Origin of the sequence: Trinickia terrae (genome assembly GCF_005144415.1) — a bacterium.
Lineage (GTDB): Bacteria > Pseudomonadota > Gammaproteobacteria > Burkholderiales > Burkholderiaceae > Trinickia_A > Trinickia_A terrae.
In genome coordinates this window covers 22,763-48,340 of sequence record NZ_SWJE01000015.1, presented here as the reverse complement: position 1 = coordinate 48,340, position 25,578 = coordinate 22,763, and the positions used below count along the sequence as shown (strand labels likewise).

General features: G+C 66.1%; 26 protein-coding genes. 15 read left to right on the top strand and 11 right to left on the bottom strand.

What is annotated here, in order from left to right; translation table 11 throughout:
* Positions 1-143 precede the first annotated feature (143 nt).
* On the bottom strand, positions 144-1,544 hold the full coding sequence (xseA, locus tag FAZ69_RS24750; protein WP_136897734.1) for an exodeoxyribonuclease VII large subunit: 1,401 nt from the start codon (positions 1,542-1,544) through the stop codon (positions 144-146).
* Positions 1,545-2,017: 473 nt separating this feature from the next.
* Here xseA and lpxK point away from each other — a divergent pair, with 473 nt between their 5' ends.
* From lpxK to FAZ69_RS24725, 5 genes are all read left to right on the top strand, one after another.
* The gene (gene lpxK, locus FAZ69_RS24745; RefSeq protein ID WP_136897733.1) at positions 2,018-3,034 is read left to right on the top strand and encodes a tetraacyldisaccharide 4'-kinase; all 1,017 of its coding nucleotides are present in this window, start codon (positions 2,018-2,020) and stop codon (positions 3,032-3,034) included.
* On the top strand, positions 3,015-3,221 hold the full coding sequence (locus FAZ69_RS24740) for a Trm112 family protein (protein ID WP_136897732.1): 207 nt from the start codon (positions 3,015-3,017) through the stop codon (positions 3,219-3,221). Before lpxK ends, FAZ69_RS24740 begins: the two co-directional genes overlap by 20 nt.
* 21 nt (positions 3,222-3,242) lie before the next feature.
* Positions 3,243-4,061: a 3-deoxy-manno-octulosonate cytidylyltransferase gene (gene kdsB / locus FAZ69_RS24735; protein WP_136897731.1), complete on the top strand. Its 819-nt coding sequence runs from the start codon at positions 3,243-3,245 to the stop codon at positions 4,059-4,061.
* Positions 4,062-4,291: 230 nt separating this feature from the next.
* Positions 4,292-4,954, top strand: a complete 663-nt coding sequence (gene adk, locus FAZ69_RS24730; protein ID WP_136897730.1) for an adenylate kinase — start codon at positions 4,292-4,294, stop codon at positions 4,952-4,954.
* A gap of 251 nt (positions 4,955-5,205) precedes the next feature.
* Positions 5,206-5,964, top strand: a complete 759-nt coding sequence (locus FAZ69_RS24725) for a 3-hydroxyacyl-CoA dehydrogenase (RefSeq protein WP_136897729.1) — start codon at positions 5,206-5,208, stop codon at positions 5,962-5,964.
* Between the two features lie 107 nt (positions 5,965-6,071).
* Here FAZ69_RS24725 and FAZ69_RS24720 read toward each other — a convergent pair whose 3' ends face one another.
* Both FAZ69_RS24720 and murJ read right to left on the bottom strand, forming a co-directional pair.
* Positions 6,072-6,911, bottom strand: a complete 840-nt coding sequence (locus FAZ69_RS24720) for a SirB1 family protein (RefSeq protein WP_136897728.1) — start codon at positions 6,909-6,911, stop codon at positions 6,072-6,074.
* Between the two features lie 5 nt (positions 6,912-6,916).
* Positions 6,917-8,560, bottom strand: coding sequence for a murein biosynthesis integral membrane protein MurJ (murJ, locus tag FAZ69_RS24715; protein ID WP_439654798.1), 1,644 nt, complete (start codon positions 8,558-8,560; stop codon positions 6,917-6,919).
* A gap of 203 nt (positions 8,561-8,763) precedes the next feature.
* Between murJ and rpsT the strand changes: the two genes are divergently transcribed.
* Positions 8,764-9,039 (top strand): 30S ribosomal protein S20, encoded by a 276-nt coding sequence (rpsT, locus tag FAZ69_RS24710; RefSeq protein ID WP_136897726.1) that lies wholly within the window; start codon positions 8,764-8,766, stop codon positions 9,037-9,039.
* A 175-nt stretch (positions 9,040-9,214) separates the two neighbouring features.
* Here the strand turns inward: rpsT and FAZ69_RS24705 are convergent, their stop codons facing one another.
* Entirely contained in the window at positions 9,215-9,550 is a 336-nt protein-coding gene (locus FAZ69_RS24705; RefSeq protein ID WP_136897725.1) for a DUF3579 domain-containing protein, read from the bottom strand.
* A 431-nt stretch (positions 9,551-9,981) separates the two neighbouring features.
* Here FAZ69_RS24705 and argF point away from each other — a divergent pair, with 431 nt between their 5' ends.
* Positions 9,982-10,911 carry an ornithine carbamoyltransferase gene (gene argF, locus FAZ69_RS24700; RefSeq protein WP_136897724.1) on the top strand — a complete coding sequence of 310 codons (930 nt, stop codon included), beginning with the start codon at positions 9,982-9,984 and terminating at the stop codon, positions 10,909-10,911.
* 113 nt (positions 10,912-11,024) lie between these two features.
* On the opposite strand, the gene murB is transcribed toward argF, so the two are convergent.
* Positions 11,025-12,080 (bottom strand): UDP-N-acetylmuramate dehydrogenase, encoded by a 1,056-nt coding sequence (murB, locus tag FAZ69_RS24695; protein ID WP_136897723.1) that lies wholly within the window; start codon positions 12,078-12,080, stop codon positions 11,025-11,027.
* Between the two features lie 175 nt (positions 12,081-12,255).
* Between murB and FAZ69_RS24690 the strand changes: the two genes are divergently transcribed.
* Positions 12,256-12,741 (top strand): YajQ family cyclic di-GMP-binding protein, encoded by a 486-nt coding sequence (locus FAZ69_RS24690; RefSeq protein ID WP_136897722.1) that lies wholly within the window; start codon positions 12,256-12,258, stop codon positions 12,739-12,741.
* A gap of 64 nt (positions 12,742-12,805) precedes the next feature.
* On the opposite strand, the gene plsY is transcribed toward FAZ69_RS24690, so the two are convergent.
* From plsY to queG, 5 genes are all read right to left on the bottom strand, one after another.
* Positions 12,806-13,441 carry a glycerol-3-phosphate 1-O-acyltransferase PlsY gene (gene plsY / locus FAZ69_RS24685; protein ID WP_136897721.1) on the bottom strand — a complete coding sequence of 212 codons (636 nt, stop codon included), beginning with the start codon at positions 13,439-13,441 and terminating at the stop codon, positions 12,806-12,808.
* A 137-nt stretch (positions 13,442-13,578) separates the two neighbouring features.
* Positions 13,579-14,070, bottom strand: a complete 492-nt coding sequence (gene ybaK / locus FAZ69_RS24680; RefSeq protein WP_136897720.1) for a Cys-tRNA(Pro) deacylase — start codon at positions 14,068-14,070, stop codon at positions 13,579-13,581.
* 25 nt (positions 14,071-14,095) lie between these two features.
* Positions 14,096-15,049, bottom strand: coding sequence for a site-specific tyrosine recombinase XerD (xerD, locus tag FAZ69_RS24675; protein ID WP_136898006.1), 954 nt, complete (start codon positions 15,047-15,049; stop codon positions 14,096-14,098).
* A 5-nt stretch (positions 15,050-15,054) separates the two neighbouring features.
* The gene (locus FAZ69_RS24670) at positions 15,055-15,528 is read right to left on the bottom strand and encodes a methylated-DNA--[protein]-cysteine S-methyltransferase (RefSeq protein ID WP_136897719.1); all 474 of its coding nucleotides are present in this window, start codon (positions 15,526-15,528) and stop codon (positions 15,055-15,057) included.
* A gap of 49 nt (positions 15,529-15,577) precedes the next feature.
* Entirely contained in the window at positions 15,578-16,789 is a 1,212-nt protein-coding gene (gene queG, locus FAZ69_RS24665) for a tRNA epoxyqueuosine(34) reductase QueG (protein ID WP_136897718.1), read from the bottom strand.
* A 17-nt stretch (positions 16,790-16,806) separates the two neighbouring features.
* Between queG and tsaE the strand changes: the two genes are divergently transcribed.
* The 4 genes from tsaE (at position 16,807) to trxA (ending at position 20,927) form a co-directional block, all read left to right on the top strand.
* Positions 16,807-17,355 (top strand): tRNA (adenosine(37)-N6)-threonylcarbamoyltransferase complex ATPase subunit type 1 TsaE, encoded by a 549-nt coding sequence (gene tsaE, locus FAZ69_RS24660; RefSeq protein WP_136897717.1) that lies wholly within the window; start codon positions 16,807-16,809, stop codon positions 17,353-17,355.
* Entirely contained in the window at positions 17,337-18,917 is a 1,581-nt protein-coding gene (locus tag FAZ69_RS24655) for an N-acetylmuramoyl-L-alanine amidase (RefSeq protein ID WP_136897716.1), read from the top strand. The genes tsaE and FAZ69_RS24655 overlap by 19 nt, the downstream gene beginning before the upstream one ends.
* 119 nt (positions 18,918-19,036) lie before the next feature.
* Positions 19,037-19,918 carry a pirin family protein gene (locus FAZ69_RS24650; protein WP_136897715.1) on the top strand — a complete coding sequence of 294 codons (882 nt, stop codon included), beginning with the start codon at positions 19,037-19,039 and terminating at the stop codon, positions 19,916-19,918.
* A gap of 160 nt (positions 19,919-20,078) precedes the next feature.
* On the top strand, positions 20,079-20,927 hold the full coding sequence (gene trxA, locus FAZ69_RS24645) for a thioredoxin (RefSeq protein ID WP_136897714.1): 849 nt from the start codon (positions 20,079-20,081) through the stop codon (positions 20,925-20,927).
* 69 nt (positions 20,928-20,996) lie between these two features.
* On the opposite strand, the gene FAZ69_RS24640 is transcribed toward trxA, so the two are convergent.
* A complete protein-coding gene (locus FAZ69_RS24640) occupies positions 20,997-21,878 on the bottom strand; it encodes a tRNA threonylcarbamoyladenosine dehydratase (RefSeq protein ID WP_136897713.1) in 882 nt (293 codons plus the stop codon).
* Between the two features lie 266 nt (positions 21,879-22,144).
* Here FAZ69_RS24640 and pdxH point away from each other — a divergent pair, with 266 nt between their 5' ends.
* The 3 genes from pdxH (at position 22,145) to FAZ69_RS24625 (ending at position 25,559) form a co-directional block, all read left to right on the top strand.
* Entirely contained in the window at positions 22,145-22,780 is a 636-nt protein-coding gene (gene pdxH / locus FAZ69_RS24635) for a pyridoxamine 5'-phosphate oxidase (protein WP_136897712.1), read from the top strand.
* 196 nt (positions 22,781-22,976) lie between these two features.
* Positions 22,977-24,191: a class I SAM-dependent methyltransferase gene (locus FAZ69_RS24630; RefSeq protein ID WP_136897711.1), complete on the top strand. Its 1,215-nt coding sequence runs from the start codon at positions 22,977-22,979 to the stop codon at positions 24,189-24,191.
* A gap of 39 nt (positions 24,192-24,230) precedes the next feature.
* Positions 24,231-25,559: a DUF72 domain-containing protein gene (locus FAZ69_RS24625; RefSeq protein WP_136897710.1), complete on the top strand. Its 1,329-nt coding sequence runs from the start codon at positions 24,231-24,233 to the stop codon at positions 25,557-25,559.
* Positions 25,560-25,578 lie beyond the last annotated feature (19 nt).

Genomic DNA, 25,578 nt, shown 5'->3' with positions numbered 1-25,578 from the left:
ACGCTTTGGAGCACTGGATTGTAGGCGACTTGCAAAAACCCCGCAAACCAGTGGTCTTTTATGGGAAGCATTGCCCAGGAACACTGGGGATGAAGCGTAAAACATGCTCATCCAAGGCTCTCGGCAATGCAAAAAAGACGGCGTCAAAAGCTATCGGAAAGGCGCGGCTGAATGTCGGCGAGAGCGATGTCGGCCGACCCTTCTGCGAGATGGACTGTCAGGCGGCGGTTGAGTTTCAGCGCCGACGGCGAGCGCACCGCGCGGCCGTTTTGCGCGTCCAGCAGCGCCGCGTAGCCGCGCTCGAGCGTGCGCTTCGGGCTCAGCACTTCGAGCCGCGCGGCGAGCGTCGCGACGCGCGCGCCCTGCCGCTCGTGATGCCGGAGCAGCGCCGCATCGAGACGTTGCGCGAGGCCATCCATCGTCCGGCGATGCACCGCGAGATCGGGCCGCCAGCGCTGCCAGCGCAATTGCACGAGCGCGAAACGCGCACGCGCGTCGCGCACCGGACGCGCCCCCGCCGACGCCAGCCGCACCTGCAACTGCTGCAAATGCATGCGCTGCCGCTGCAGGCGCTCGGCCGGACTCACGAGCCGGCGCGCGAGCCAGTCGAGCTGCTGCGCGCGCCGCTCCATCATGCGGCCGAAGCCGCGGGCGAGCGTCGCGTGGCGATGATCGAGGTCGCGCAGCAAGAGCGCGCGCTGCGGGCTCACGAGCTCGGCGGCGCCGGTCGGCGTTGGCGCGCGCACGTCCGCGGCGAAATCGGCGATCGTGAAATCGGTCTCGTGACCGACGCCGCTCACCACCGGCAACCCGCTCGCCGCGATCGCCCGCGCGAGCCCTTCTTCGTTGAACGCCCACAAGTCCTCGATCGAGCCGCCGCCGCGGCAGACGATCAGCACATCGACCTCGCGCCGCGCGTTGGCCGTCTCGATCATCGCCGCGACTTTCTCGCTCGCGCCCGCGCCCTGCACGGGCGCCGGATAGACGATCACGGGGATATGCGGCGCACGGCGGGCGAGCGTCGTCAGCACGTCGCGCAACGCGGCGGCCTGCAGCGACGTCACCACGCCGATCGACCGCGGATGCGCGGGCAGCGCGCGCTTGCGCTCGGCGGCAAAGAGCCCTTCGGCTTCGAGCTGCGCCTTCAGCCGCAGAAACGCTTCATACAAGCGCCCCTGCCCGGTGCGCCGCACCGCCTCGACGTTCAGTTGCAACTCGCCGCGCGGCTCGTACATCGTGACGAGCGCGCGCACTTCGATCTTGTCGCCTTCGCGCGGCGTGAATTCGGCGTACTGGGCGCGGCCGCGGAACATCACGCAGCGCATCTGCGCCTGCGCATCCTTGATCGAGAAGTACCAGTGACCGCTCGCGGCCCGCGTGAAATTCGAGATTTCGCCGGCGACCCAGACGAGCGGAAACGACCGTTCGAGCATCGTGCTGATCGCGCGATTGAGCGCCGACACCGGCACGACCACGTCGCCGCCGTAGGGGCCGGCGGCGCCGCCCGCGCCCTGGCCAAGCTGAGAGAAAGGATCCGATTGCATCGAAAACGAGGAATTTTATGACCGGACAGACGATAGACCGCCCAGCCAGCCTCGTCCAGCGCGGCATGGCAAATGGTGGGAAGTTTCCACATTGGTGCGCAGTTGCAGCATGTTTGCCCGGTCAATCGCCGCAGCTAGCGTGCGCGTCATAACTTGTTGATTTAAAACGACTTGACATTTGTACGAGCAAAGCAATTGCCGATAGGAGGCTTGATTGTCCGGCCTCCCGGCCTTTTCTCGACAAAGTTTTTCACAGAGTTATCCACAGCTGTGGACAGGCGCTGGAATCAGGGCGGCGGCGTGCGGAAAGGCCGCCGCCGACTTGCCCGATCGAAGCCCGGCACGCTAGAGTGGCAGGTTCCGCTGCGGCATTGCCCGCATGCCCCCGACCCAGCTCTTCGCCCGGAGAACCGCTTGTTGCTTTCCTCGACTGCCGCGCCGCGCGGCGCTTCGGCGTCTTGCCGGCGAGCGCCATGAGCCGCCTCGCCGCGCGCTTCGAAGCGCGCATCACGCGCGAATGGCAGCGCCGCGGCGCTTTCGCCTGGGCGCTCACCCCGCTCGCGTGCGTGTTCGGCCTCGTCGCCGCGCTGCGCCGCATGAGCTTCGCGCTCGGCTGGCGGAAGCGCGTGCGCATCGGCGTGCCGGTCGTGATCGTCGGCAACGTCACCGTCGGCGGCACCGGCAAGACGCCGACCGTCATCGCGCTCGTCGAGGCCCTGCGCTCCGCCGGCTTCACGCCGGGCGTCGTGTCGCGCGGCTATCGCGCGAAAATCGCGGGGCCGGCCGCGGTCACGCCGTCATCGTCCCCCGAGCAGGCCGGCGACGAGCCGCTCCTGATCGCGCGCCGCACCGGCGCGCCGGTGTACGTCTGCCCCGACCGCGTCGCGGCGGCGCTCGCCCTGCTCGCCGCGCATCGCGACGTCAACGTGATCGTCAGCGACGACGGTCTCCAGCACTACCGTCTCGCGCGCGACGTCGAGCTCGTCGTCTTCGACCAGCGCCTGGGCGGCAACGGCTTCCTGCTGCCGGCCGGACCGCTGCGCGAGCCGCTTTCGCGCCGCCGCGACGCGACGCTCATCAACAGCCCCTACGAGCGCACGCTGCCCGCGTGGCCAAACACCTTCGCGCTGAACCTCACGCCCGGGGACGCCTGGCATCTCGCCAACCCCGGCCTGCGCCGGCCGCTCTCGCAGTTCGCCAACGAACGCGTGCTGGCGGCGGCGGGCATCGGGTCGCCCGAACGCTTCTTCGCGACGCTGCGCGCGGCGGGCTTGTCGCCGGCCACGCGCGCCCTGCCCGACCACTACGCATTCGACGACAATCCGTTCGTCGATGCCGACGCCGACGCCATCCTGGTCACCGAAAAGGATGCGGTAAAATTAGCCTCCCGGCGCGACGCGCGGATCTGGGTCGTACCCGTCGAAGCCGCGCTGGACCCTCGCCTCATCGCCCTAGTTGTGGAGAAACTCCGTGGACGCTCGCCTGCTTGAAATCCTCGTCTGCCCAATTTGCAAGGGGCCGCTCAGCTACGATCGCGCCGCGCAGGAACTCATCTGCAATGCCGACAAGCTCGCCTATCCGATCCGCGACGGCATCCCGGTGATGCTTGTCGACGAGGCGCGCCAGACGGTCGAAGGCACGCCGGTCGAGCCGCTCAATCCGTCCTCCGGCGCCTGACACCTCCCCACCGCTTTTTCGATGACCGATTCCGTCAGCTCCAACACGTTGCCGTTCGTGGCCGTCGTGCCGGCCCGCCTCGCGTCCACCCGGCTGCCCGAGAAACCGCTCGCCGACATCGCCGGCAAGCCGATGGTCGTGCGCGTCGCGGAACGCGCGCGGCTCGCGGGCGCGCAGCAGGTGCTGATCGCGACGGATGCCCCGAGCGTGCTCGACGCGGCCCGCGCGCACGGCTTCGAGGCGCTCCTCACGCGCGCCGACCACCCCTCGGGCACCGACCGTCTCGCGGAAGTCGCGACGCACTACGGCTGGAGCGACGACACGATCGTCGTCAACGTGCAGGGTGACGAGCCGCTGATCGACCCGGCGCTCGTGCGCGGCGTCGCGGCGCACCTCGCTGCCAACCCCGATTGTGCGATCGCGACGGCGGCCCACCCGATCTCCGATCCGGCTGAAGTCTTCAGCCCCAACGTCGTGAAGGCCGTGCTCGACAAGCGCGGCGTCGCGCTGTATTTCTCGCGCGCGCCGATTCCCTGGCTGCGCGACGCCTATCAGCCGCACTGGTCGAACTCCGCACCGAGCCTCGCGGCGATGCCCGCGCCGCCCGCCGATAGCGTATTCCGCCACATCGGCCTCTACGCGTATCGCGCGCGTTTCTTGCGGACCTACCCGACGCTCGAACAAGCGCCGCTCGAACATCACGAAATGCTCGAGCAACTACGCGCCATGTGGCACGGCGAGCGCATCGCGGTGCTCGTCACGCATGAAGCGCCCGCCCCCGGCGTCGACACGCCGGCCGATCTGGAACGCATAAGGTCCCTTTTTCGGTCGGAAACCTAACAAGCCGTGGCATAATCAGTCTCGATTACGCGAGCGATCCGAAACATTCGGTCACCCGGTTTCCCACTCGTCAGCCCCGCGTTTGCCCTGCTGCCCGCCTCTGAGCGCCATCCCACGGATGCGCCGCCGCTCGGCGGGCCGTCATTTTTTTGCGCAAAGGGAGCGACGGGTCTTGCGGATGCCGCTCCGCCTCGCGCCGCAGAATTCACATACGATTCGGAGATATCACCATGCGTTTGATCCTGTTGGGCGCTCCTGGCGCGGGCAAGGGCACCCAGGCAAACTTCATCAAGGAAAAATTCGGGATTCCGCAGATTTCCACCGGCGACATGCTGCGCGCCGCAGTCAAGGCGGGCACGCCGCTCGGCCTCGAGGCGAAGCGCTACATGGATGCAGGCGAACTCGTCACCGATGAGCTCATCATCAATCTCGTCAAGGAGCGCCTGAAAGCGCCCGATTGCGCCAACGGCTACCTGTTCGACGGCTTCCCGCGCACGCTGCCGCAAGCGGAAGCGATGAAGGAAGCAGGCGTGGCGATCGACTACGTGCTGGAAATCGACGTGCCGTTCGACGAGATCATCGTCCGCATGAGCGGCCGCCGCACGCACCCGGCCTCGGGCCGCACCTACCACGTCAAGTTCAACCCGCCGAAAGTCGAAGGCAAGGATGACGTGACGGGCGAGCCGCTGATCCAGCGCGACGACGACAAGGAAGAAACGGTGAAGAAGCGCCTCGACGTGTACGTCGCGCAGACCAAGCCGCTCATCGACTACTACAACCAGTGGGCGCAGCGCGGCGCCGAGAGGGGCCTCGAGGCGCCTCAATATCGCCGCATCTCGGGCCTCGGTTCGGTCGACGAGATCCGCGAGCGCGTGTTCGAAGCGTTGAAGTAAGCGCGCTTATCGGCTGCCGCACAAAAAACCCGCCCTGGAACAGGCGGGTTTTTTTATGTCCGGCGACCGATATCCAGCGACAATAGCGCTGCTCGATGCCACGCGGCGCGCACCCCAGCGCCAAAGCGTCGCGCCTGCCGGCAACCATCCTATGCCCGGGCGCAGCGAGCCTTTACAATCGGCGCTCGCGCGATAACAACGACAGCGAAAGCGACGGGACACATTCTTTACCCAAGAAAAGGAGCAGCAAGATGGAGATTCGCGGCAACGCATTTCTGGTCACGGGCGGTGCATCCGGCCTCGGCGCAGCCACCGCGCGCCTGTTGGCGGAGCACGGCGGCAAGGTCGTCGTCGCCGACCTGAACGAGAGTGCGGGCACTGCGCTGGCGAAGGAAATCGGCGGCGTGTTCGTCAAATGCGACGTGACGCGCGAAGAAGACGCGGCGCAAGCCGTCGCCGCCGCGACTGAGCTCGGAGCGCTCTCCGGGCTCGTGAACTGCGCGGGCGTGGCGCCTGCGGTCAAGACGGTCGGCAAGGACGGCCCGCACCCGCTCGACGCATTTGCAAAGACCATCTCGATCAACCTGATCGGCACCTTCAACGTGCTGCGCCTGGCCGCAGCGGCCATGGCAAAGAACGAGCCGAACGCGAACGGCGAGCGCGGCGTGATTGTCAACACGGCGTCGGTCGCTGCATTCGACGGACAGATCGGCCAGGCCGCCTATGCGGCGTCCAAGGCCGGCGTGGCGGGCATGACTCTGCCGGTCGCGCGCGACCTCTCGCGCAACGCGATCCGCGTGATGACGATCGCCCCGGGCATCTTCGAAACACCGATGCTGCTCGGCATGCCGCAGGAAGTGCAGGACGCGCTCGGCGCGATGGTGCCGTTCCCGCCGCGCCTCGGCAAGCCGGTCGAATACGCGATGCTCGTCAAGCAGATCCTCGACAATCCGATGCTGAACGGCGAAGTCATCCGCCTCGACGGCGCGATCCGGATGCAGCCGAAGTAAGCCGTCGCCCCAACCCAGCCGCGGCGCGATGAAAAACGCCCGGGGCGCGAAAGCCTGCGGTGCGCGGCAAGCGAATCGCAGGCGTTGTCGTTTCTACAGGAGCGTGATCAGTCGTCGCTCTGATGCGTGCGCTGCCGCAGCTCATGCAGCTGCGATTCGACGACGGTCGCATCATCCGCGTCCGGGCAGTCGCCCAGGTAGCGCTCGAGATCCTCGAGCGCCGGCCGCAGGTAATCGAGCCGCGCGTAAGCGAAACCACGGTCGCGCACTTCCTCGATGTTCTCGGGCAGCAGGATCACAAGGCGCTGCTGCACGGCCAAGAGCCGCTGCCAGCGCTCCGTCTGCAGATACACCGCCTTCAGGTTGCGCAGCATCCGCGCGACGATCTCGCGGCGCGTCGCCGGCTGCAGCAGCACGCGCAGCGCGCTGCCGATCGATTCGCCCGCGCGCGTGACGTAGGGCTCCAGCATCTCGACCATCTGTGCTTCCGAAAGCGATTGCCCGGTCGTCGGATCGAGCATCGCGTCGCCTTCGGGCAGGCTCACACGCAGCAGGAAATGCCCAGGGAACGACACGCCCTTCACCGGCACGCCGATTTGCTCGCCCATCTCGAGGTACAGCACCGCCAGCGAAATCGGAATGCCGCGGCGGCGCTTGAGGACGACGTTGAGATGGCTGTTGTCGGGATCGTAGTAGTCGTTGAGGTTGCAGGAAAAACCGAGCTCGCGAAAGAAGTAGCGATTCAGCGTGCTGATCTTCTCGCGCAGGTCGACGTCCTCGGGCAGGCGCTTCTTCAAGCGCACGACCAGTTCGTCGATCTCCGCGAGCGCGCCCTGGAGGTCGAGGTCCGGATATGCGTCCTGTGCGAGCGAAAGCGCCGTTTCGGTGAGCGGCAGGCTGTCGTCGTCGGCGACGAGCGTGCTGAAGTAGTCGAGAACGCGTGTCATCGTGGTCACTTCACTCGTCTTCTGAAATAGGCGTATTTGAAACCCATCAGCCACAGCATACCGAAGTACATCGCGGCAAACAGGACGAGACAAGCCCCAAGCAGCACGATCCGTTCCACCGGACGGCTATGCATACCGATCCAGTCGAAGTTCACCGCGAACCAATGCATCGTGCCGGCCAGCACGAGCGAGGCGCCCAGCAACTGCACGAAGAAATGCGCCCACCCGCTCGATGGAGTATAGATGCCGCGCTTTCTCAAGCCGAGGAACAGAAAGAGCGCATTCACACATGCGCCGAGCCCGACCGAGAGCGTGAGCCCCGCGTGCGCGAAGATCGGCACGAACACGTAGTTCGAGAGCTGCGTGACGACCAGCACGCCGACGCCGATCTTCACTGGCGTCTTGATGTCCTGCTTGGCGTAGAAGCCCGGCGCAAGGATCTTGATGAGGATGAGACCGATCAATCCGACGCCGTACGCTGCAAGCGCGCGGCCGACCATCACGACCGAGTTCGCGTCGAAGCGGCCGTAGTGGAAGAGCGTCGCCGTGAGCGGCTCGGCAAAGAAGAAGAGCGCGAGTGCGCTCGGCGCGGCGAGCAGGAAAGTGACGCGCAGGCCCCAGTCGAGCAGCGACGAATACTCGTGCGTATCGGCGTCGACGTGCGCCTTCGCCAGGCTCGGCAGCAGGATCGTGCCGAGCGCGACGCCGAGCAAAGCGGTGGGGAACTCCATCAGCCGATCGGCGTAGTTGATCCACGAGACCGCGCCCTGCCCCAGCCGCGACGCAATGTTCGTATTGATGATGAGGCTCAGCTGCGCGACCGAGACCGCAAAGGTCGCCGGCACCATCTTCACGAGCACGCGCTTGACGCCGCGGTGCGCGAGCGCGGCAAACGGATTGAGCCCGACGCGCGGCGCCATGTCGATCTTCTTCAGGCCCGGCAGCTGCACGAGGAACTGCAGCAGGCCGCCGACAATCACCGCCCACGCGAGCGCGTAGACCGGCACCTTCATATGCGGCGCGACGAACACCGCGGCCACGATGAACGAAACGTTCAGCAACACCGGCGCGAACGCAGGCAGTGAAAAGCTCTTGTAAGTGTTGAGCACGCCAGAGGCGAGCGTCGTCAGCGAGATGAAGATGATGTACGGGAACATGATCCGCGTCATCGCGACGGCGAGCGGGAATGCCTGGCCGTCGGCGCGCAGGCCGGAGGCGACCGCGAACACGACCCACGACGCCCCCGCCACGCCGATGAGCGAGAGAACCGCGAGCGACCACGCGAGCACCGTCGACATCGCGTCGACGAGCGCCTTCGTCGCGTCATGGCCTCGCTGGTTCTTGAACTCGGCGAGAATCGGCACGAACGCCTGCGAAAACGCGCCCTCGGCGGACAGCCGCCGCAGCAGGTTGGGAATTCGGAACGCGACGTAGAACGCGTCGGTATATTGGCTGGCGCCGAACGCGCGGGCGATCAGCGTCTCGCGGGCCAGTCCGGTCACGCGCGACAGCAGCGTGAAGCCGCTGACCGTCAGCAGGGCTCGGAATAGATTCATGGGGCGCTTATTATACGGGTCGATCCGCGTCGCGGCCCTGCTCGCGCCGTACGGCCATAAAGGTTGCCACGTGTCTGATTTTGTTGCTATAATCGCTGGTTTCGAAGCTCGGCTCATGCTTTTTTGAGCCACTTCGTGAGTCGACTCGGTCGACGTAATTTACCTTTTTGCGCTCCTGGGCAATCGCTTCCAGGGGTTTGATCGAATGCAGCGCTTTACCGGACGGCCCGCGGCAACCGCCTCAGGCCACCCTGCCCGGTCAGGCACTGGAAACAGGAACAGGATAAGGAACCCTCATGGCTAACTCCGCACAAGCACGCAAGCGCGCCCGCCAGGCCGCGAAGGCCAACTCGCACAACTCCGCGCTGCGCTCGAAGTACCGCACCGCAGTCAAGGCCGTTCGCAAGGCGATCGAAGCCGGCGACCAGGCCAAGGCGGCTGAAGTGTTCAAGCTGTCGACGAAGACGCTCGACATCATCGCCGACAAGAAGATCGTTCACAAGAACAAGGCCGCTCGCCACAAGAGCCGCCTCGCTGCAGCCATCAAGGGCCTGCAAGCTCCCGCGCAGTAAATCTGGTCGGCCTGCCGCACACCGGCGGGCCACCTCCTGTTTCCGCTGCGACGTAAAAAAGCCCGCGCCGGCACGGCCTTCGCGGGCTTTTCTTCGTCCATTCAATTCATCTTGCTCCGAGGACGGATGGCGTGACTCGCACACCACCCTCCGCCACTCCAGCCAGCGGCAAACCTTACTCGGCCCGCTTCTGCTGCGTGCCGTGATGCGCGGGAAGCTCACACGCCTCGGTCACCACGAGGTTGTTGTCCTTTGCAAAGTTCAAGACGAAATCGAACGCCATCGGCTCGATATCTCGCAACCGCGAATCGAGGATCACACACTTGAGATCGCCGAGCAAAGTCGGCCGTACATAGAGCGAGTACTGCAGGCGGGCATTGGGACCACGAGCACCGGGCCCGAAGCACGACATCACACCGGCGAGGCGCTCCGACCAATCGCTAGGCCGAAATTTCTTTCCGTCCTTCGTGATGCCTTGAATGAAATATTCGGTAAAGGGGGCTTCGGCCATGTAGGAATACCCAAATATCTAGCCCAGCGGCGTGCCGGCGAACGAGACCGCCTGAACACGATGAACACGAAGCATTGAGGGCGAACCGGCACCTGAAAAGGGCCGCGAGCGCAATCTGCGCGGCGTGATCGGCAGGGCTTGGAGCCAAGCCGCAACACCGGTGTCCCGCAAGCACGAAACAGGCCTGCCGGGCGTGACAAATCCGGGGAATTATACCGCAGCGAACATTTTTCCGCACTGCACATAGGACGATTCCGATCTCGTCCAAAGACCATGACGAAGGCTTGCGAACCTGGCTTGGGCAGGCCTTCAGCAGCCATTTGGCCGACTCGTCAAACCCGCGAAAATCCTTTATCCTGCCCTGAGTTACCACAACTGACGGCGGCGCCGTCCGGCTTTTTCCGCCGGGTGAGACCGCCGTATTTCGTTTCATGACCGCCAAGAAAATTCGCCACTACCTGCAGTTCAACGATTTCTCGCTGGATGAATACGAGTACGTGCTCGAACGCGCGCGCATCCTGAAACGCAAGTTCAAGAACTACGAGACCTACCACCCGCTGCACGACCGTACGCTCGCGATGATCTTCGAGAAGAACTCGACGCGCACGCGCCTGTCGTTCGAAGCCGGCATCTTCCAGCTCGGGGGCCATGCGGTCTTCATGAGCACGCGCGACACCCAACTCGGCCGAGGCGAGCCTATCGAAGACGCCGCGCAGGTGATTTCGCGGATGGTCGACATCATCATGATCCGCACGTTCGGCCAGGACATCATCCGCCGCTTCGCGGAGAACTCGCGCGTGCCGGTCATCAACGGCCTGACCAACGAATACCACCCGTGCCAGGTGTTGGCCGACATCTTCACGTATTACGAGCACCGCGGGCCCATCCGCGGCAAGACGGTCGCGTGGATCGGCGATGCGAACAACATGCTCTACACCTGGATCGAGGCCGCGCAGATCCTCGGCTTCAGGCTGAACATCTCGACGCCACCGGGCTACAAGCTCGACGACGCGCTCGTCGCCAAGGAAAGCGCTCCGTTCTACCAGGAGTTCGACGATCCGAACGAGGCCTGCGCGGACGCGGACCTCGTCACCACCGACGTCTGGACCAGCATGGGCTTCGAAGCCGAGAACGAGGCGCGCAAGGCGGCGTTCGCCAATTGGTGCGTCGATGCGAAGATGATGGCCCGCGCCAAGGCCAACGCGCTATTCATGCACTGCCTGCCCGCGCACCGGGGCGAGGAAGTGAGCGCCGAGGTGATCGACGGTCCGCAAAGCGTCGTGTGGGACGAAGCCGAGAACCGTCTGCACGTGCAGAAGGCGCTGATGGAATTCCTCATGCTCGGCAAATTGAATCACTGACGCCAACGTCGTCCTTCCGGATGCGCCGGCTCGCCCGGCGGCAAGCAAAAGCCCCGCTTTCGAGCGGGGCTTTGCGTTTCTGATCGCGTGTATCGCGCGTACCCAGACCACCACTACAAGCAAACCGGCTCTGCCTCCAGCTCAACCCCAAAGCGCTCGAGCACATCCTTCTGAATCGCCCGCGCGAGCGCCAGCACGTCCGCCCCGGAGGCGCCGCCACGATTGACGAGCACGAGCGCCTGCCGCTCATGCACGCCCGCCGCGCCCATCGCCTGGCCCCTCCAGCCGCAGCGGTCGATCAGCCAGCCCGCCGCAAGCTTGACCCGCCCATCGGGCTGCCGGTACGACACCAATTCCGGCTCCCTCGCCTTCAACGCGTCGAACTGCGCCGCATCGACGACGGGATTCTTGAAGAAACTGCCCGCGTTGCCGAGCACGAGCGGATCGGGCAGCTTGGCTCGCCGCACGGCAACGACCGCCTCGAAGATCGCTTGAGGGCTCGGCGCCGCGCCGTGCGCGGCCAGTTCGCGGGCGACATCCGCGTAGTCGGCGCGCGGCGTCCACGCTTTCGGCAGCTTGAATGTCACCGAGACGATCGCGTAACGGCCCCGCCCCTCGCGCTTGAAGTAGCTGTCGCGATAGCCGAAGCGGCACGCGGCCGCATCGAACTCGACGATTCTGCCGGTCGCGAGCTCGACCGCGCGCAGCGATGCGAAGCGCTCGCACATCTCGAGCCCGTATGCGCCGATGTTCTGGATCGGCGCGGCGCCCACCGTACCGGGAATCAGCGCGAGGTTCTCGAGGCCCGGGAAGCCCTCGGCGAGCGTCCACGCGACCAAGTCGTGCCAGTTTTCGCCGGCGGCCGCCTCGACGTACCACGCGTCGCCATCCTCCCGCGCGACGCGCTTGCCGGAGAGCGCCATCAGCAACACGAGCCCGTCGAAATCGCGCGTGAGCACGATGTTGCTGCCGCCGCCCAGCACGAGCTTGCGCAAACCGGCCGCGCGCGCATCGCGTGCGATCTCGATCAGTTGCGCTTCGCGCTCGATCCGGCACAGCAGACGTGCACGCGCATCGAGACCGAACGTGTTGTACGGACGCAGCGACGCATCGGAAACGAACGAGACGGGATCAGGCAAACCAGCGGACAAACAATCGGGCAAAGACATCGGAAATCGCTTTCATGCCGCAACGCCGCGCCACCTCAAGCAGAGGGCGGCCTTGGGCAAAAGATGAGGGGTCGGTAGAATGGCGTTCGGTTCATGATTATAGCGAGTGCCTGCCGCGCAACCGCGGCGCGCCACCAGGAGGCGCCAGGCACCGCCGCTCTACAGGGAGAATGCAATGCCATCGTTCGACGTCGTTTGCGAAGCCAACATGATCGAAGTGAAGAACGCGATCGAGCAGTCCAACAAGGAGATCTCGACGCGCTTCGACTTCAAGGGGTCCGACGCGCGCGTCGAGCAGAAGGAAGGCGAGCTGACGCTGTTCGCCGACGACGACTTCAAGCTCGGCCAAGTGAAAGACGTGCTGCTGTCGAAGATGGCGAAGCGCAACGTGGACGTGCGCTTCCTCGACTACGGCAAGATCGAGAAGATCGGCGGCGACAAGGTGAAGCAAGTCGTCACCGTGAAGAAGGGCGTGTCGGGCGATCTCGCGAAGAAGATCGTCAGGCTCGTGAAGGACAGCAAGATCAAGGTGCAGGCAAGCATCCAGGGAGACGCGGTGCGCATCTCGGGCGCGAAGCGCGACGACCTGCAAAGCGTGATCGCGATGCTGCGCAAGGACGTGACCGATACGCCGCTCGACTTCAACAACTTCCGCGATTGATTACCCGGCGCCTGGCGCGCCAAGCAAGCGGCCTGGCCATCACTACCCGGGCCGCTTGTCCTCCTCAGTGTTTGCGCGCCGCCGCCCCGCCGGCATCGCTTTTCTTCTCGCCGATCCGGCTCTCCTTCCCGGTAATCAGCTTCGAGATATTGGCGCGATGACGCCAGATGAGGAGCGCGCTCATCGCGAAGACGGCCCAGGCGATATGGTTTGCGCCGAACAGGAAGACATCGAAAAGCGGCGCGAACACCGCGGCGCAAAGCGCCGCCAGCGACGAATAGCGGAAGAAGAACGCGATGATGAGCCACGTGAGCGCAGTCGCCAGGCCAAGCACGGGGTGGATCGCGAGCAGCACGCCGGCCGCCGTGGCCACGCCCTTGCCGCCCTTGAACTTGAAGAAGACCGGGTACAGATGGCCGAGGAACACGGCGAGCGCCGCGCACGCGACGGCGACGTCGTCAAGCCCGTAATGCGGACCGAGCCGGTCGACGAGCCACACCGCGAGCCACCCTTTGAACGCATCGCCGATCAGCGTGAGAATCGCCGCTTTCTTGTTGCCGCTTCTCAGCACGTTGGTCGCGCCGGGATTCTTCGAGCCGTACGAGCGCGGGTCGGCAAGCCCCATCGCGGCGCTGACTATCACGGCAAACGACACCGATCCGATCAGGTAGGCAGCAACGGTGGCGATCAGGATTTCCATGTAAGGGACTCTTTCAACGTATCGTTAGCGAGCGGGTCCGAACGCGGACCGGCGCTCATTCTACCGAACCGCCGCTGCGCCGATGATCCTTGCTTTCCCTGTCCACGCGCAGGTTGCGCGGCGGGCCCTCGCCTTCGTCAATCGACGCTCGCGCATTGCACCGGCTTCGCGCCGAGCAGCGCCGTCAGCACGCCGGGCGCGATGCTCACGAGGTAGCCGCGCTTGCCGCCGTTCAGGTAGACCGTGTCGAACTCGAGGATGGTCGACTCGACGTAGACCGGCATCGCCTTCTTCGTGCCGAACGGCGACGTGCCGCCCACGAGATAGCCGGAATGCCGGTTCGCCACCTCGGGCTTGCACGGCTCGACGCGTTTTGCGCCGATCTGCCGCGCGAGGTTCTTGGTGGAGACCGTGCGGTCGCCGTGCATCAGCACGATCAGCGGCTTCGCTTGCTCATCCTCCATGACGAGCGTCTTGACGACGCAATGCTCGTCGAGGCCGAGCTGCCGCGCCGACTCGGACGTGCCGCCGTGCTCCACATAGTCGTAGGGATGCTCGCCGAAGCTCACCTTGTTGCGGCGGAGAAACTGAGTGGCAGGCGTTTCGGAGACGTGTTTCGATTTGCTCATCGGCGCATTCTAGCAATCCCACCCCTCAGCCCCGCGGATGGTGCGTCGCGTGCAGCGACTTCAGCCGTTCGCGCGCGACGTGCGTGTAAATCTGCGTCGTCGAGATATCGGTGTGGCCGAGCAGCAGCTGCACCACGCGCAAGTCCGCGCCGTGGTTGAGCAAGTGCGTCGCGAACGCGTGCCGCAGCGTGTGCGGCGAGAGCGGTGCCTGCACGTCGGCGGCCCGCGCATGGCGCTTGATGATGTTCCAGAACTGCTGGCGCGTCATGCCCTCGCCGCGCGCCGTGACGAATAGCGCGTCCGCCGCACGCGCGCCGAGCAGCGCCGGCCGCGCCCCGCGCAGATAGCGCTCGATCCAGCCGTGCGCCTCCTCGCCGAACGGAATCAGCCGCTCCTTCGAGCCCTTGCCCATCACGCGCACGACGCCCTCGTTGAGCCCCACCTCGACCGTCTTCAGCGTGACGAGCTCGGTCACGCGCAAGCCGCTTGCGTACATCAGCTCCAGCATCGTGCGGTCGCGCAGGCCGAGCGGCGTGTCGATGTCGGGGGCGCCGAGCAGCGCTTCGACTTGCGCTTCGGAGAGCGTCGACGGAAAGCGCGGCGGCTGCTTCGCGGAGCGTATCTTGAGCGTCGGGTCGACGGTGCTGCGATGCTCGCGCACAGCCCACGCGTAGAAGCGGCGGAATACCGACAGCCGCCGGTTCGCGGAAGTCGCCTTGTCGGCGCGGCGCGCGGCGATGTAGCCGTTCAGCTGAGCCTCGCTCGCACCGTCGATCGACGCCGCGTGCGTGGCGGCGAGCCACTCGGCGAAGAGACGCAAGTCGCGGCGATAGGCGTCGAGCGTGTTGCGCGACAGGCCGTGCTCGAGCCACAGCGCGTCGCAGAACGCGTCGATCGAGCCGGTGCTCGCCACAAGCGAAGGCGACGGCGGCGGCGCCTCGCCGGCGGCCGCCACCGCGGCAATCGCATCGTCGTTCATGCGGCTCATGCGTACTGCACCAGGCCTTCGTGCGCGAGCAGCCAGCGCTTCGCGCGGCGCAGGTAGCCCTCCCCTGCATCATGCGCGAAGCCGCCGATGCCGCCCGCCGCCACCACCCGGTGACACGGAATCACCAGCGGGAAGCGATTGTCGCCACAGGCCTGGCCGACCGCGCGCGCTACGCTGCCGATTTCCTTGGCGAGCTGCCCGTAGGTCAGCACTTCGCCTGGAGGAATCGCGCAAATGCCCTGCCAGACGCGGCGCTGAAATTCCGTGCCGATCCGGGCAAGCGGCAAATCGAAGCTCGCGCGGGGGTCCGCGAGGTAACGTCCGATCTGCTCGGCCGCGCGTGCGGCAAGCGGCGAATCCGGCTCGACGTTCGGCGCCGAATCCGGCAGATAGACGATCTCACGCACCGTCACGCCATCGGTGCGAATGCCGACTTTGCCGAACGGCGCGTCGATCACAGCGTTGAACATGGCTTTCTCCTTAGCATTCCAGACCTACGGCGCTGATTCGAAGCGGACATCATGCCGCCGCGAGCGCCCACTGCACGTGTTCGCGCACGAGCGGCGAGTCGTCGTCGGCGCGGCTCTCGAGCGCGGCGACGATCTCCGCGCGCGCGGCATCGCCGATAGACGCCGCGTCCGAGCGCAACGCGTTGCCCATCGCCACGGCGATATTGCGCAGCCATCGCTCGTAGCCGATGCGCCTGATCGCGCTGCCCTGCATCCGCGTATCGAATTCACCGGCGCTCCAGCCGAACAACTCGACGAGCGTCGCACGGTCGAGGCCATGCCGCACGTCGAAATCGTCGACAGGCGCAGCCTGAGCGAACTTGTTCCACGGACACACGAGCTGGCAATCGTCGCATCCGTAGACACGATTGCCGATCAGCGGCCGCAAGTCTTCCGGAATGCTGCCCTTCAATTCAATCGTCAGATAGGAAATGCAGCGCCGCGCATCGACGCGATAAGGCGCGACGATCGCGCCGGTCGGGCACGCATCGATGCAGCGCGTGCACTGCCCGCAATGTGCGCCCGGCGCTTCGGGGGCACGCTCGGGCGACGTCTCGGCATCCGTCGGCAACGGCACATCCACAAGGATCTCGCCGACGAAGAAGAGCGACCCCGCGTCGCGCTGCAGCAGCAACGTATGCTTGCCGCGCCAGCCGATGCCCGCCTTCTGCGCAAGCTCGATCTCGAGCACCGGCGCCGAATCCGTGAAGACGCGATAGCCGTATGCGCCGATTTCGTCCTCGATGCGCTGCGCGAGCTGTTGCAGCCGGTTGCGCATGACCTTGTGATAGTCGCGCCCGCGCGCGTAGATCGAGACGACAGCCGTCGATGGATCGGCAAGCCGCGCCATTTCCCGTGCGCGCCAGCCGCCTGACGGCTCGCTTTCATCCCGCGTCGACGCCGGCAAATAAGCCATGCGCGCCGTAATCACGCGTAGCGTGCCGGCCACAAGCTCGGCCGGACGCGCGCGTTTCACGCCATGTTTGGCCATATAATCCATCTCGCCGTGGCAGCCCGCCTCGAGCCACGCGGCCAGGCCCGCCTCGGCGTCCGTCAGGTCGATATCGCTGATACCGACCGCACCGAAACCCAACTCGCGCCCCCACTCCTTGACGCGCTGCGCGAGCGCCGCCAACGCGGCTTCGTCGAAGCGGCGCGACGCACGGCAGTCGTCATCGGACAAAGGCGTGCGGGACATGGAATGTTCCGGACATCGGTTCATCACGCTATTTTACGAGAATGCCCGTCAAGCCCGATCCCTCGATTCAGCCGTCCGCGAGCCCATTGCTCGCGCGCCGTTTCCCGCTCGCGGACGAAGCCGCCACCAATGCCTTCGGTGCGCGCTTCGGCGAGGCGATCGAGAGCGTGCGCACGGAAAACCGCGAGGACCGGCCGTTCAACGGGCTGCACGTGCAACTGATCGGCGAGCTCGGCGCGGGCAAGACCACGCTCGTACGGGCGACCTTGCGCGGGCTCGGCCATACGGGCCGCGTGCGCAGCCCGACCTACACGCTCGTCGAGCCGTACGCCCTCGAGCGGCCCGATGGGGAACTCGAGCTTTACCACTTCGATCTCTACCGTTTCACCGATCCGGCCGAATGGGCCGACGCCGGGTTTCGCGAGTATTTCAATTCGACTGCGATCTGCCTCGTCGAATGGCCGCAGCAGGCAGGGGGCTTGCTCGGCATTCCGGATCTCGTCTTCTCGCTCGAGGTAGCCGGCGACGGCCGCGCGCTCGATGCGCGCGCGTACAGCGAATCAGGAAAAGCATGTCTAGAAAGATGTTAATCAAGCCGTTCCGCTCGATCGAATCGGCCGCGACCGCTGCGCACAACTGGCGCCGCCGGCACGTGCTGCGCGCGGGCGCCTCGACGCTCGTGCTCGGGCTCGCTGCGCCGTTCATGGCGCCTCGCCTCGCGTGGGCGAGCTCGGTGCTCGGCGTGCGCGTGTGGCCCGCGCGCGACTACACGCGCGTGACGATCGAATCGGATCAGCCGCTGCAAACCACCCAGACGCTGCTCGCCGCACCGGACAGGCTCGTCGTCGACTTGAACGGTCTCGATCTCGATCAGGCGCTCAAGGATCTCGTCTCGAAGATCACGCCGAACGATCCGCAGATCAAAGCGGTGCGCGTAGGCCAATATCAGGCGCACGTGGTGCGCATGGTGTTCGACCTGAAAGGTCAGGTGAAGCCGCAGGTGTTCTCGCTGGAGCCCGTCGGCACCTACCACTACCGGCTCGTGTTCGACCTGTACCCGGCCGTCGCGCCTGACCCGCTGATGGACCTGCTCGCGCAGACCGAGCGCAAGGAGCAGCGCCTGAGCCAAGACAACCAGGCATTGGCGCCCGCGCCGCTCGCGGGCCCCGCTGCGCCGCCCGCCGCCACCGCCGACAACAGCGAGGCGTTCTTCCAGCAGTACGCGCAGAACACGCCAGGGGCCGACGTGCCGCGACCGCCGGTCCATGCGGCTCCGGCTCCGGCTCCAGCGCCTGCCCCGCGCGCGCCGGCCGTCGCGCCGCCTGCCGCCCCCCTCTCCTCGGCACAGTCTGCGCTCGCGCGCAACAACGGCGGCGATGACGCCGGCGGCAACGATGCCTACGGCTTCACCGCACCGTCGAAGCCCGGCGCCGGCAACACGATTCGCCTGCTGACCGTCGCGATCGACCCAGGCCACGGCGGCGAAGACCCCGGCGCGATCGGCAGCGCAGGCACCTACGAGAAGCACGTCGCACTCGACATTGCAAAGCGCCTGCGCGCGAAGATCGACGCCCAGCCGAACATGCGCTCGATGATGACGCGCGACGCCGACTTCTTCGTGCCGCTCAACGTGCGCGTGCAGAAGGCGCGCCGCGTCGGCGCCGATCTGTTCGTGTCGATCCACGCGGACGCCTTCACGACGCCGGAGGCGCGCGGCTCGTCGGTATTCGCGCTGTCGCAGCACGGCGCGTCGAGCGCGGCCGCGCGCTGGATGGCGAACAAGGAAAACTCGTCGGACTCGATCGGCGGCATCAACGTGAAAACGCAGGACGAATCGGTGAACCGCGCGCTCTTCGACATGTCGACGACGGCGCAGATCCGCGACTCGATGCGCTACGGCGGCTTCGTATTGAATGAGATCGGCGACATCAACAAGCTCCACAAGGGTTCGGTCGAGCAGGCCGGCTTCGCGGTGCTGAAGGCGCCCGACATCCCGTCGATCCTTGTCGAGACGGCGTTCATCAGCAACCCCGAGGAAGAGCAGAAGCTCAACGACGAGGCCTACCGCGACAAGATGGCCGACGCGATCCTGAAGGGCATCAAGCGCTATTTCGCGGCGAATCCGCCGCTAGCCAAGAATCGCATGGCGTAAGCGCGCGCGGGCATCGGCCGAATGGCCAACGCACCGGGCAGCGGCCCAACCCGCCGCCCGGTGCGCAGTAGAATGGGCGCTCCCCGTTCATCACAACGCAGCGCGTTCCGGAAATCGCCATGCCCGCCTCGATCAAAGCCATCCTCAAGCCCCACGTGCGCGACGTCGGCAGCATCGCCGTGCGCCGCGTCCTTCCCGCCATGGCCGCGCGTCTCGTCGGCCCGTTCATCTTCTTCGATCACATGGGGCCGGCCACGCTCACACCCGGCATCGGTCTCGATGTGCGCCCGCATCCGCATATCGGGCTCGCGACCGTCACCTATCTGTTCGAGGGCGCGATCATGCATCGCGACAGCATCGGTTCGGTCCAGAAGATCGTCCCCGGCGACGTGAACTGGATGGTAGCCGGACGCGGCATCGTCCATTCCGAGCGCACGCCCGACGAAGACCGCGGGCGCGGCCTGACGATGCACGGCATCCAGACCTGGATCGCGCTGCCGCTCGAGCACGAGGACGACGCGCCGTTCTTCGAGCACCACGCCGCCGCAACGCTGCCGCAGATCGAGCGCAACGGCGTGACGCTGCGCGTGATCGCGGGCACGGCGTTCGGCGAGGCCTCGCCGGTCACGACGTTCTCCGGCACGCTCTACGTGGCCGCGCATTTCACGCCCGGCAGCGCGTTCGCGCTCGAGCCCGAGCATGAGGAGCGCGGCGTCTATCTCGTGGACGGCGATCTCGCGATCGACGGCGAACCGCTCGCCGTGGCGCAAATGGCTGTGCTCACGCCGGGCGAGACCGTCACGCTCTCCAGCACGGAAGGCGCGACCGTGATGCTGCTCGGCGGCGAGAAGCTCGCGGGCGAGCGCTTCATCGAATGGAACTTCGTCGCGAGCTCGCGCGAGAAGATCGAGCGTGCAAAGGAGACCTGGATGCGGCAGGAAATGGGGAAGATCCCGGGCGAGACGGAATGGATTCCGCTGCCGGAGCGCGCGGCACGGTAAGTGCGACGCGACAAGCACGACGGGCACGGCATGACGGCGGCATCCCGGACGCAACCCGCCATTGAAAGCCGCTGTGCCGCCCCCATCTCGCAACCATGCGTCGAGCCGCCCTCGGGTTTCCTTGCGGCGCGCTCGCCAGACACTATTTGACGAGGATGCGATGGACACCACCCTGGCCACTTTCGAAAAAGACGTCATCGAGGCGTCGCTGCTTGCACCGGTGCTGGTCGACTTCTGGGCGCCCTGGTGCGGTCCCTGCAAGTCGCTCGGCCCGATGCTCGAAAAGCTGGAAAGCGAGCATGAAGGCAAGTGGCGGCTCGTGAAGGTGAACGTCGACGAGAACCAGCAGCTCGCCGCCCACTTCCAGGTGCGCAGCATTCCGCACGTCATCGCCTTCGTCGACGGGCAGGCCGTCGATCAATTCATCGGCGTGCTGCCCGAAGGGCAGTTGCGCGAGTTCATCGACCGGCTCGTGCCGGACCCGGCGCAAGCCGAACGGCGCGCCGCACAGCTCGCGCTGGCCGAAGGACAGACGGAAGAAGCGCTCGATCGCCTGCAGGCGGCGCTCGCGCTCGATCCGGGCTATGACGATGCGCGTCTTGACCTGATCGAGCTATTGCTCATGCAGAACCACGTGGAAGCAGCGCGCGCGGAAGCCACGCTGCTGTCGCCGAGAATCACGCAGGGGATCGACCCGCGCTACAACGCGCTGAAGACGCGGCTCGACGCGCTCGACGTCGCGGCCGACCTGCCTCCCACCGACGCGCTCGAAGCCCAGGTGGCCGCGAACCCGGCCGACCTCGCCGCGCGCTTCGACCTGGCCAACGCGCTGATCGCGCGGCACGACTACGACGGCGCGCTTGGGCACCTGCTCGAGATCGTCCAGCGCGATCGCTCGTATCAGGACGATGTCGGGCGCAAGACGATGCTGTCGGTGTTCGATCTCGCGGCGCACCAGCCGGAGCTGGTGTCGAAATGGCGCCGCAGGCTCAGTGCGGCACTGAATTGAACGGCCGCCCCCCGGCCGTAGGGAAGGCGGGCTTGACGAAGCCGATAACGCTTCGTCAAGCCGATGCCTTTATTCAGCCGTAGCGGCCGCCTTCGCCAGCGCGCGCAGCGCGTGCGCGGCGGCCGCAAATCCGAAGCTTGCCGTCACGCAGACGCTCGAGCCGAATCCCGCGCAGTTCAGCCCGACCGGCCCCGTATGGCCCGGCGACGTGACGACGTGCTGGACGTGCTGCGCCTCCTCGTCGATATCGCACACCGCGGCCTCGGGATAGATCAGCGGCTCGTCCGAATACACCGCGCTCACCTTGAACTTCGCCTTCGGGCCGCGCGGGAAGCCGTGGTGCTTGCGCAGTTGCGCGCGCACCTTCGACAGCAGCGGGTCCTGAATCGTCAACGCGAGGTCGTCGATACGGATGCGCGTCGGGTCGAGCTGCCCGCCCGCGCCACCCACCGTCACGAGCGGCTGCCGGCGCTCGACACACCACGCGATCAGCGCCGTCTTGGTGCGCACGCTGTCGATCGCGTCGATCACATAGTCGAAGCCGCCGCCCAGCAGGGCGTCGAAATTGTCAGGCTCGACAAAATCTTCGACCAGGCGCGCGTCGCAGGCCGGGTTGATCAGCGCGATGCGCTCGGCCATCGCCTCGACCTTGGGCTTTCCGTAGTTGCCGTCGAGCGCATGAATCTGCCGGTTCGTGTTGCTTTCGGCGACATTGTCCAGATCGATCAGCGTCAACGTGCCGATTGCATTGCGCACAAGCGCCTCGACCGCCCACGAGCCCACCCCGCCGATCCCGATCACCGCCACGTGCGAGCGCTCGAACGCGGCGAGCGCCGGTGCGCCGTAGAGCCGCGACACGCCGCCGAAGCGGCGCGCGCGATCCACGTCAAACTCGTCTGCGCGGCTGGTAGTAAGATCGGGACTCGTCGCGGTGGCGGGGGTGCTGGACATGGCGATGGGGCATAACGGGCAATTGAAGCCGATATTTTGCCTGATCGCCGGCGGCACTTGGATCGGCGCGGCGAGCTTGGCGAGGCGCCGCCGCGCAGGACTGCCTTGTACGACACTAGCAAGCGCCAACGACAAAGCTAAGCTGCGCCGAGCCAGGGGCATCGTCTTGCAAAGGCTGGATCAGGCACCTCCAGGACACGCGTGCCTTCACACAAGAAATTCGCGCCTTCGCTATACTGAATAAATTGAAGCGTTCGCATAAGAATATGAGCACACTTGCCGAACTCCGCAAAAACTACGCGCTCGGGTCACTGGATGAAGCCGACGTCGATCGCGATCCGATCAGGCAATTCGAAGCGTGGTTCAAGCAGGCAGTCGATGCCAAGCTGCCGGAACCGAACACCATGACGCTGGCCACCGTCGACGAGCGTGGGCGCCCGTCGGCACGCATCGTGCTCATCAAAGGCGTCGATGAACGGGGCTTCGTCTTCTTCACGAACTACGAAAGTCGCAAAGGCCGCGATCTCGAGCACAACCCGCACGCCAGCCTGCTGTTCTACTGGATCGAACTCGAGCGGCAAGTCCGCATCGAGGGTGCCGTCGTCAAGACGAGCGCCGAGGAAAGCGATGCGTATTTCGCGTCGCGGCCGCTCGGCTCGCGCATCGGCGCATGGGCGTCGGACCAGAGTCAGCTGATCGAAAGCCGCGCCGTGCTCGAAACGCGCGAACGCGAAATGAGCGAGCGCTACGGCGAAAACCCGCCGCGTCCGCCGCATTGGGGCGGCTACCGGCTCGTGCCCGACACGATCGAATTCTGGCAAGGGCGCCCCTCGCGCCTGCACGACCGCATCGTGTATACGCGCGACGCCGGCGGCTGGCTCATCTCGCGGCTCTCGCCCTGACGCTTTTGCCGGCCGGCCCTTCGCCGCGCCGCCCCTGCGCGCGGCGCGCATCGCCGGCCTGCACTCGGTCCCGCGGACGGCCTCACGCTGCCCGCCGCCCTGCCTGATCTTGCCGCTGCGCCGGTCTCCTGGGCGAACCTGCGTAACGGTCGAATGGTTGCTTTGCCTTTCATTTCATCGGACACGGAGGGAGAACATGTTCTGGGAGAAAAAGCTGGCGCAGTGGGTGCAGGACGTGCGGGAGAAGGCCAACATCCCCGCCCGCCTGGTGTTGTGGAACGGCCAGCAGCTGGACTTTGGCAATTTCGCGGCGCCGCAGGTCACGCTGAAGGTCAATAGCGCAGCGGCGTTGCCGCTCCTGCTCGAGCCGAGCCTCGACAATCTCGGCGAGGCCTACGTCAAGGGCAAGATCGATATCGAAGGCAAGCTCTCCGACATCATCAACATCAGCTATTCGCTCGCCCGGAGCACGGTGACGAGCGCAAGCAAGCTGGCGCGCGTGCGCCGCTACTTCAGTCACACGAAAGTGTCGGACAAGAAGGCGATCCAGTATCACTACGACGTCTCGAACGAGTTCTACAAGCTGTGGCTCGACGAGAACATGGTCTATTCGTGCGCGTACTTCGAGAACGGCGACGAGGATCTCGGCACCGCGCAAATCAATAAGATCGACCACATCCTCACCAAGATCCAGGTGCAGCCGGGCCAGCGCCTGCTCGACATCGGCTGCGGCTGGGGGGCGCTCGTGCTGCGCGCGGCGAGCAAGTTCGGCGCGCAGTGCGTCGGCGTCACGCTCTCGCAGAACCAGTTCGATCTCGCGACCGAGCGCGTGAAAGCCGCCGGCCTCTCGGACAAGATCGAGATTCGTCTGCAGGATTACCGCGACGTCCCCGGCCAGTTCGACCGCATCACGAGCGTCGGCATGTTCGAGCACGTCGGCCGCAAGAACCTGCCCGAGTACTTCCGCAAGATCCACGACCTGCTCGTCGACGACGGCGTCGCGATGAACCACGGCATCACCTCGACCGACTACAACAGCGGCGAGACGGCGCTCGGCGGCGGCGAGTTCATCGACCGCTACGTGTTCCCCGACGGCGAGCTGCCGCACATCAGCCTCGCGCTCGAAGCGATGCAGCGCGGCGGGCTCGAGGCAGTTGACGTCGAGAGCCTGCGTCGGCACTATGCGCACACCCTCGACATCTGGGCCGACAACTTCGAAGCGAAGGCCGAGGAAGCGAAGAAGCTCGTCGACGACGAGAAATTCCGCATCTGGCGCGTGTATCTGGCGGGCTGCGCCTACGCGTTCGAGCACGACGACGTGTCGCTTTACCAAGTGGTGTGCCGCAAGGCCGGGCGCAGCGCGACAACGCTGCCGTGGTCGCGGCGCTATATGTACGAAAAGCCGCTGTGATGCGTCCCGCGCGTCGCGCGGGTCAATCACAAGCGATCGATGGACGACGGCAGGCCGCGCGACTGGGCGCGACAAAGCGGTGACGAATCGGAGACCGGCGAAACCGGAGGCGAGCAATTCGACCTCTTCGGTGCGCCGGCGCCGCCCGCGGAGCCGGCCAGCCCGCCTTCGAGGCGCGGCAACGGCGTCAAGCCCGCCGCGCCTTCTTCCCCATCCACCGATGCCGAGCCGCCGCGGCGCGCGTCCGCGCGCACTGCCACGCTGTGGGGCGACGACGAACCCGATGCGGGAGACGGCGAAGCAGAACCAGGCGGCGAAGAGACGGAGGCCGCATCCGCCGAGTCCGGCGCCGCATCGCCCGCCAAACCCAAACCTAAGCGCCGCGCGCGCGAGGTGCTTCCGGCGCCGCCCTCTTCCGACGTGCTCGACGCCGCAAACGCGCTGCCGCCGCACGTGCATCTGGGCACGTCATCATGGTCGTTTCCCGGCTGGCAGGGCATCGTCTATGGCGACGAGTACAGCAACTCGAAGCTCGCGCGCGACGGCCTTGCCGCCTACGGCGCGCATCCGCTGCTGCGCACGGTGAGCATCGACCGCTCGTTTTACCAGCCGCTCACGCTGACCGACTACCTGCGCTACGCCCAGCAGGTGCCCGATCATTTCCGTTTCATCGTGAAAGCGCCGGCGTCCGTGACCGACGCGACGGTGCGCGCCGAGCGCGGCGAGCCGGTGGCGCCGAACCCGTGTTTTCTGAATGCGCGGCTTGCCGCCGACGAGTTCGTGCGGCCTTGCCTCGACGGACTCGGCGCGAAAGCCGGTGCCCTCGTCTTCCAGTTCTCGCCGCTGCCCGATCCAATCCTCGCCGAGCCGGCCGGTTTCATCGAGCGTCTCGCGCAGTTCTTTGCCGCGCTGCCGCCGCTGCCGGAGGGGCCGTGCTACGCGGTGGAGATTCGCGACGCCTGCCTGCTGACGCCGCGCTTCATCCGCATGCTGCGCGCGTGCGGCGTGCGCTACTGCGTCGGTCTGCATGCGCGCATGCCCGACCCGCTGCGGCAAGCGGCGGCGCTTGCCCTGCTGGACGGCGACGAGCCAAGCGGCCCGCTCATCGTGCGCTGGAGCCTGCACCAAGGGTTCAAGTACGAGCAGGCGAAAGCGAAGTACGACCCGTTCAACCGCCTCGTCGACGAAGACCCCAACACGCGCGCCGCGCTCGCCGAACTCGCGGCGCGCTATGCGCTGGCGGGGCAGGCGGTGCTCATCACCATCAACAACAAAGCGGAGGGTTCCGCGCCGCTGTCGTGCGTCGAACTCGGGCGCGAAATCGCGGCGGCGTGCGGGCAGATGCGCGGCGAAGGCCCGGCGCTTTAGCCAAACCGGCGCTCGATGC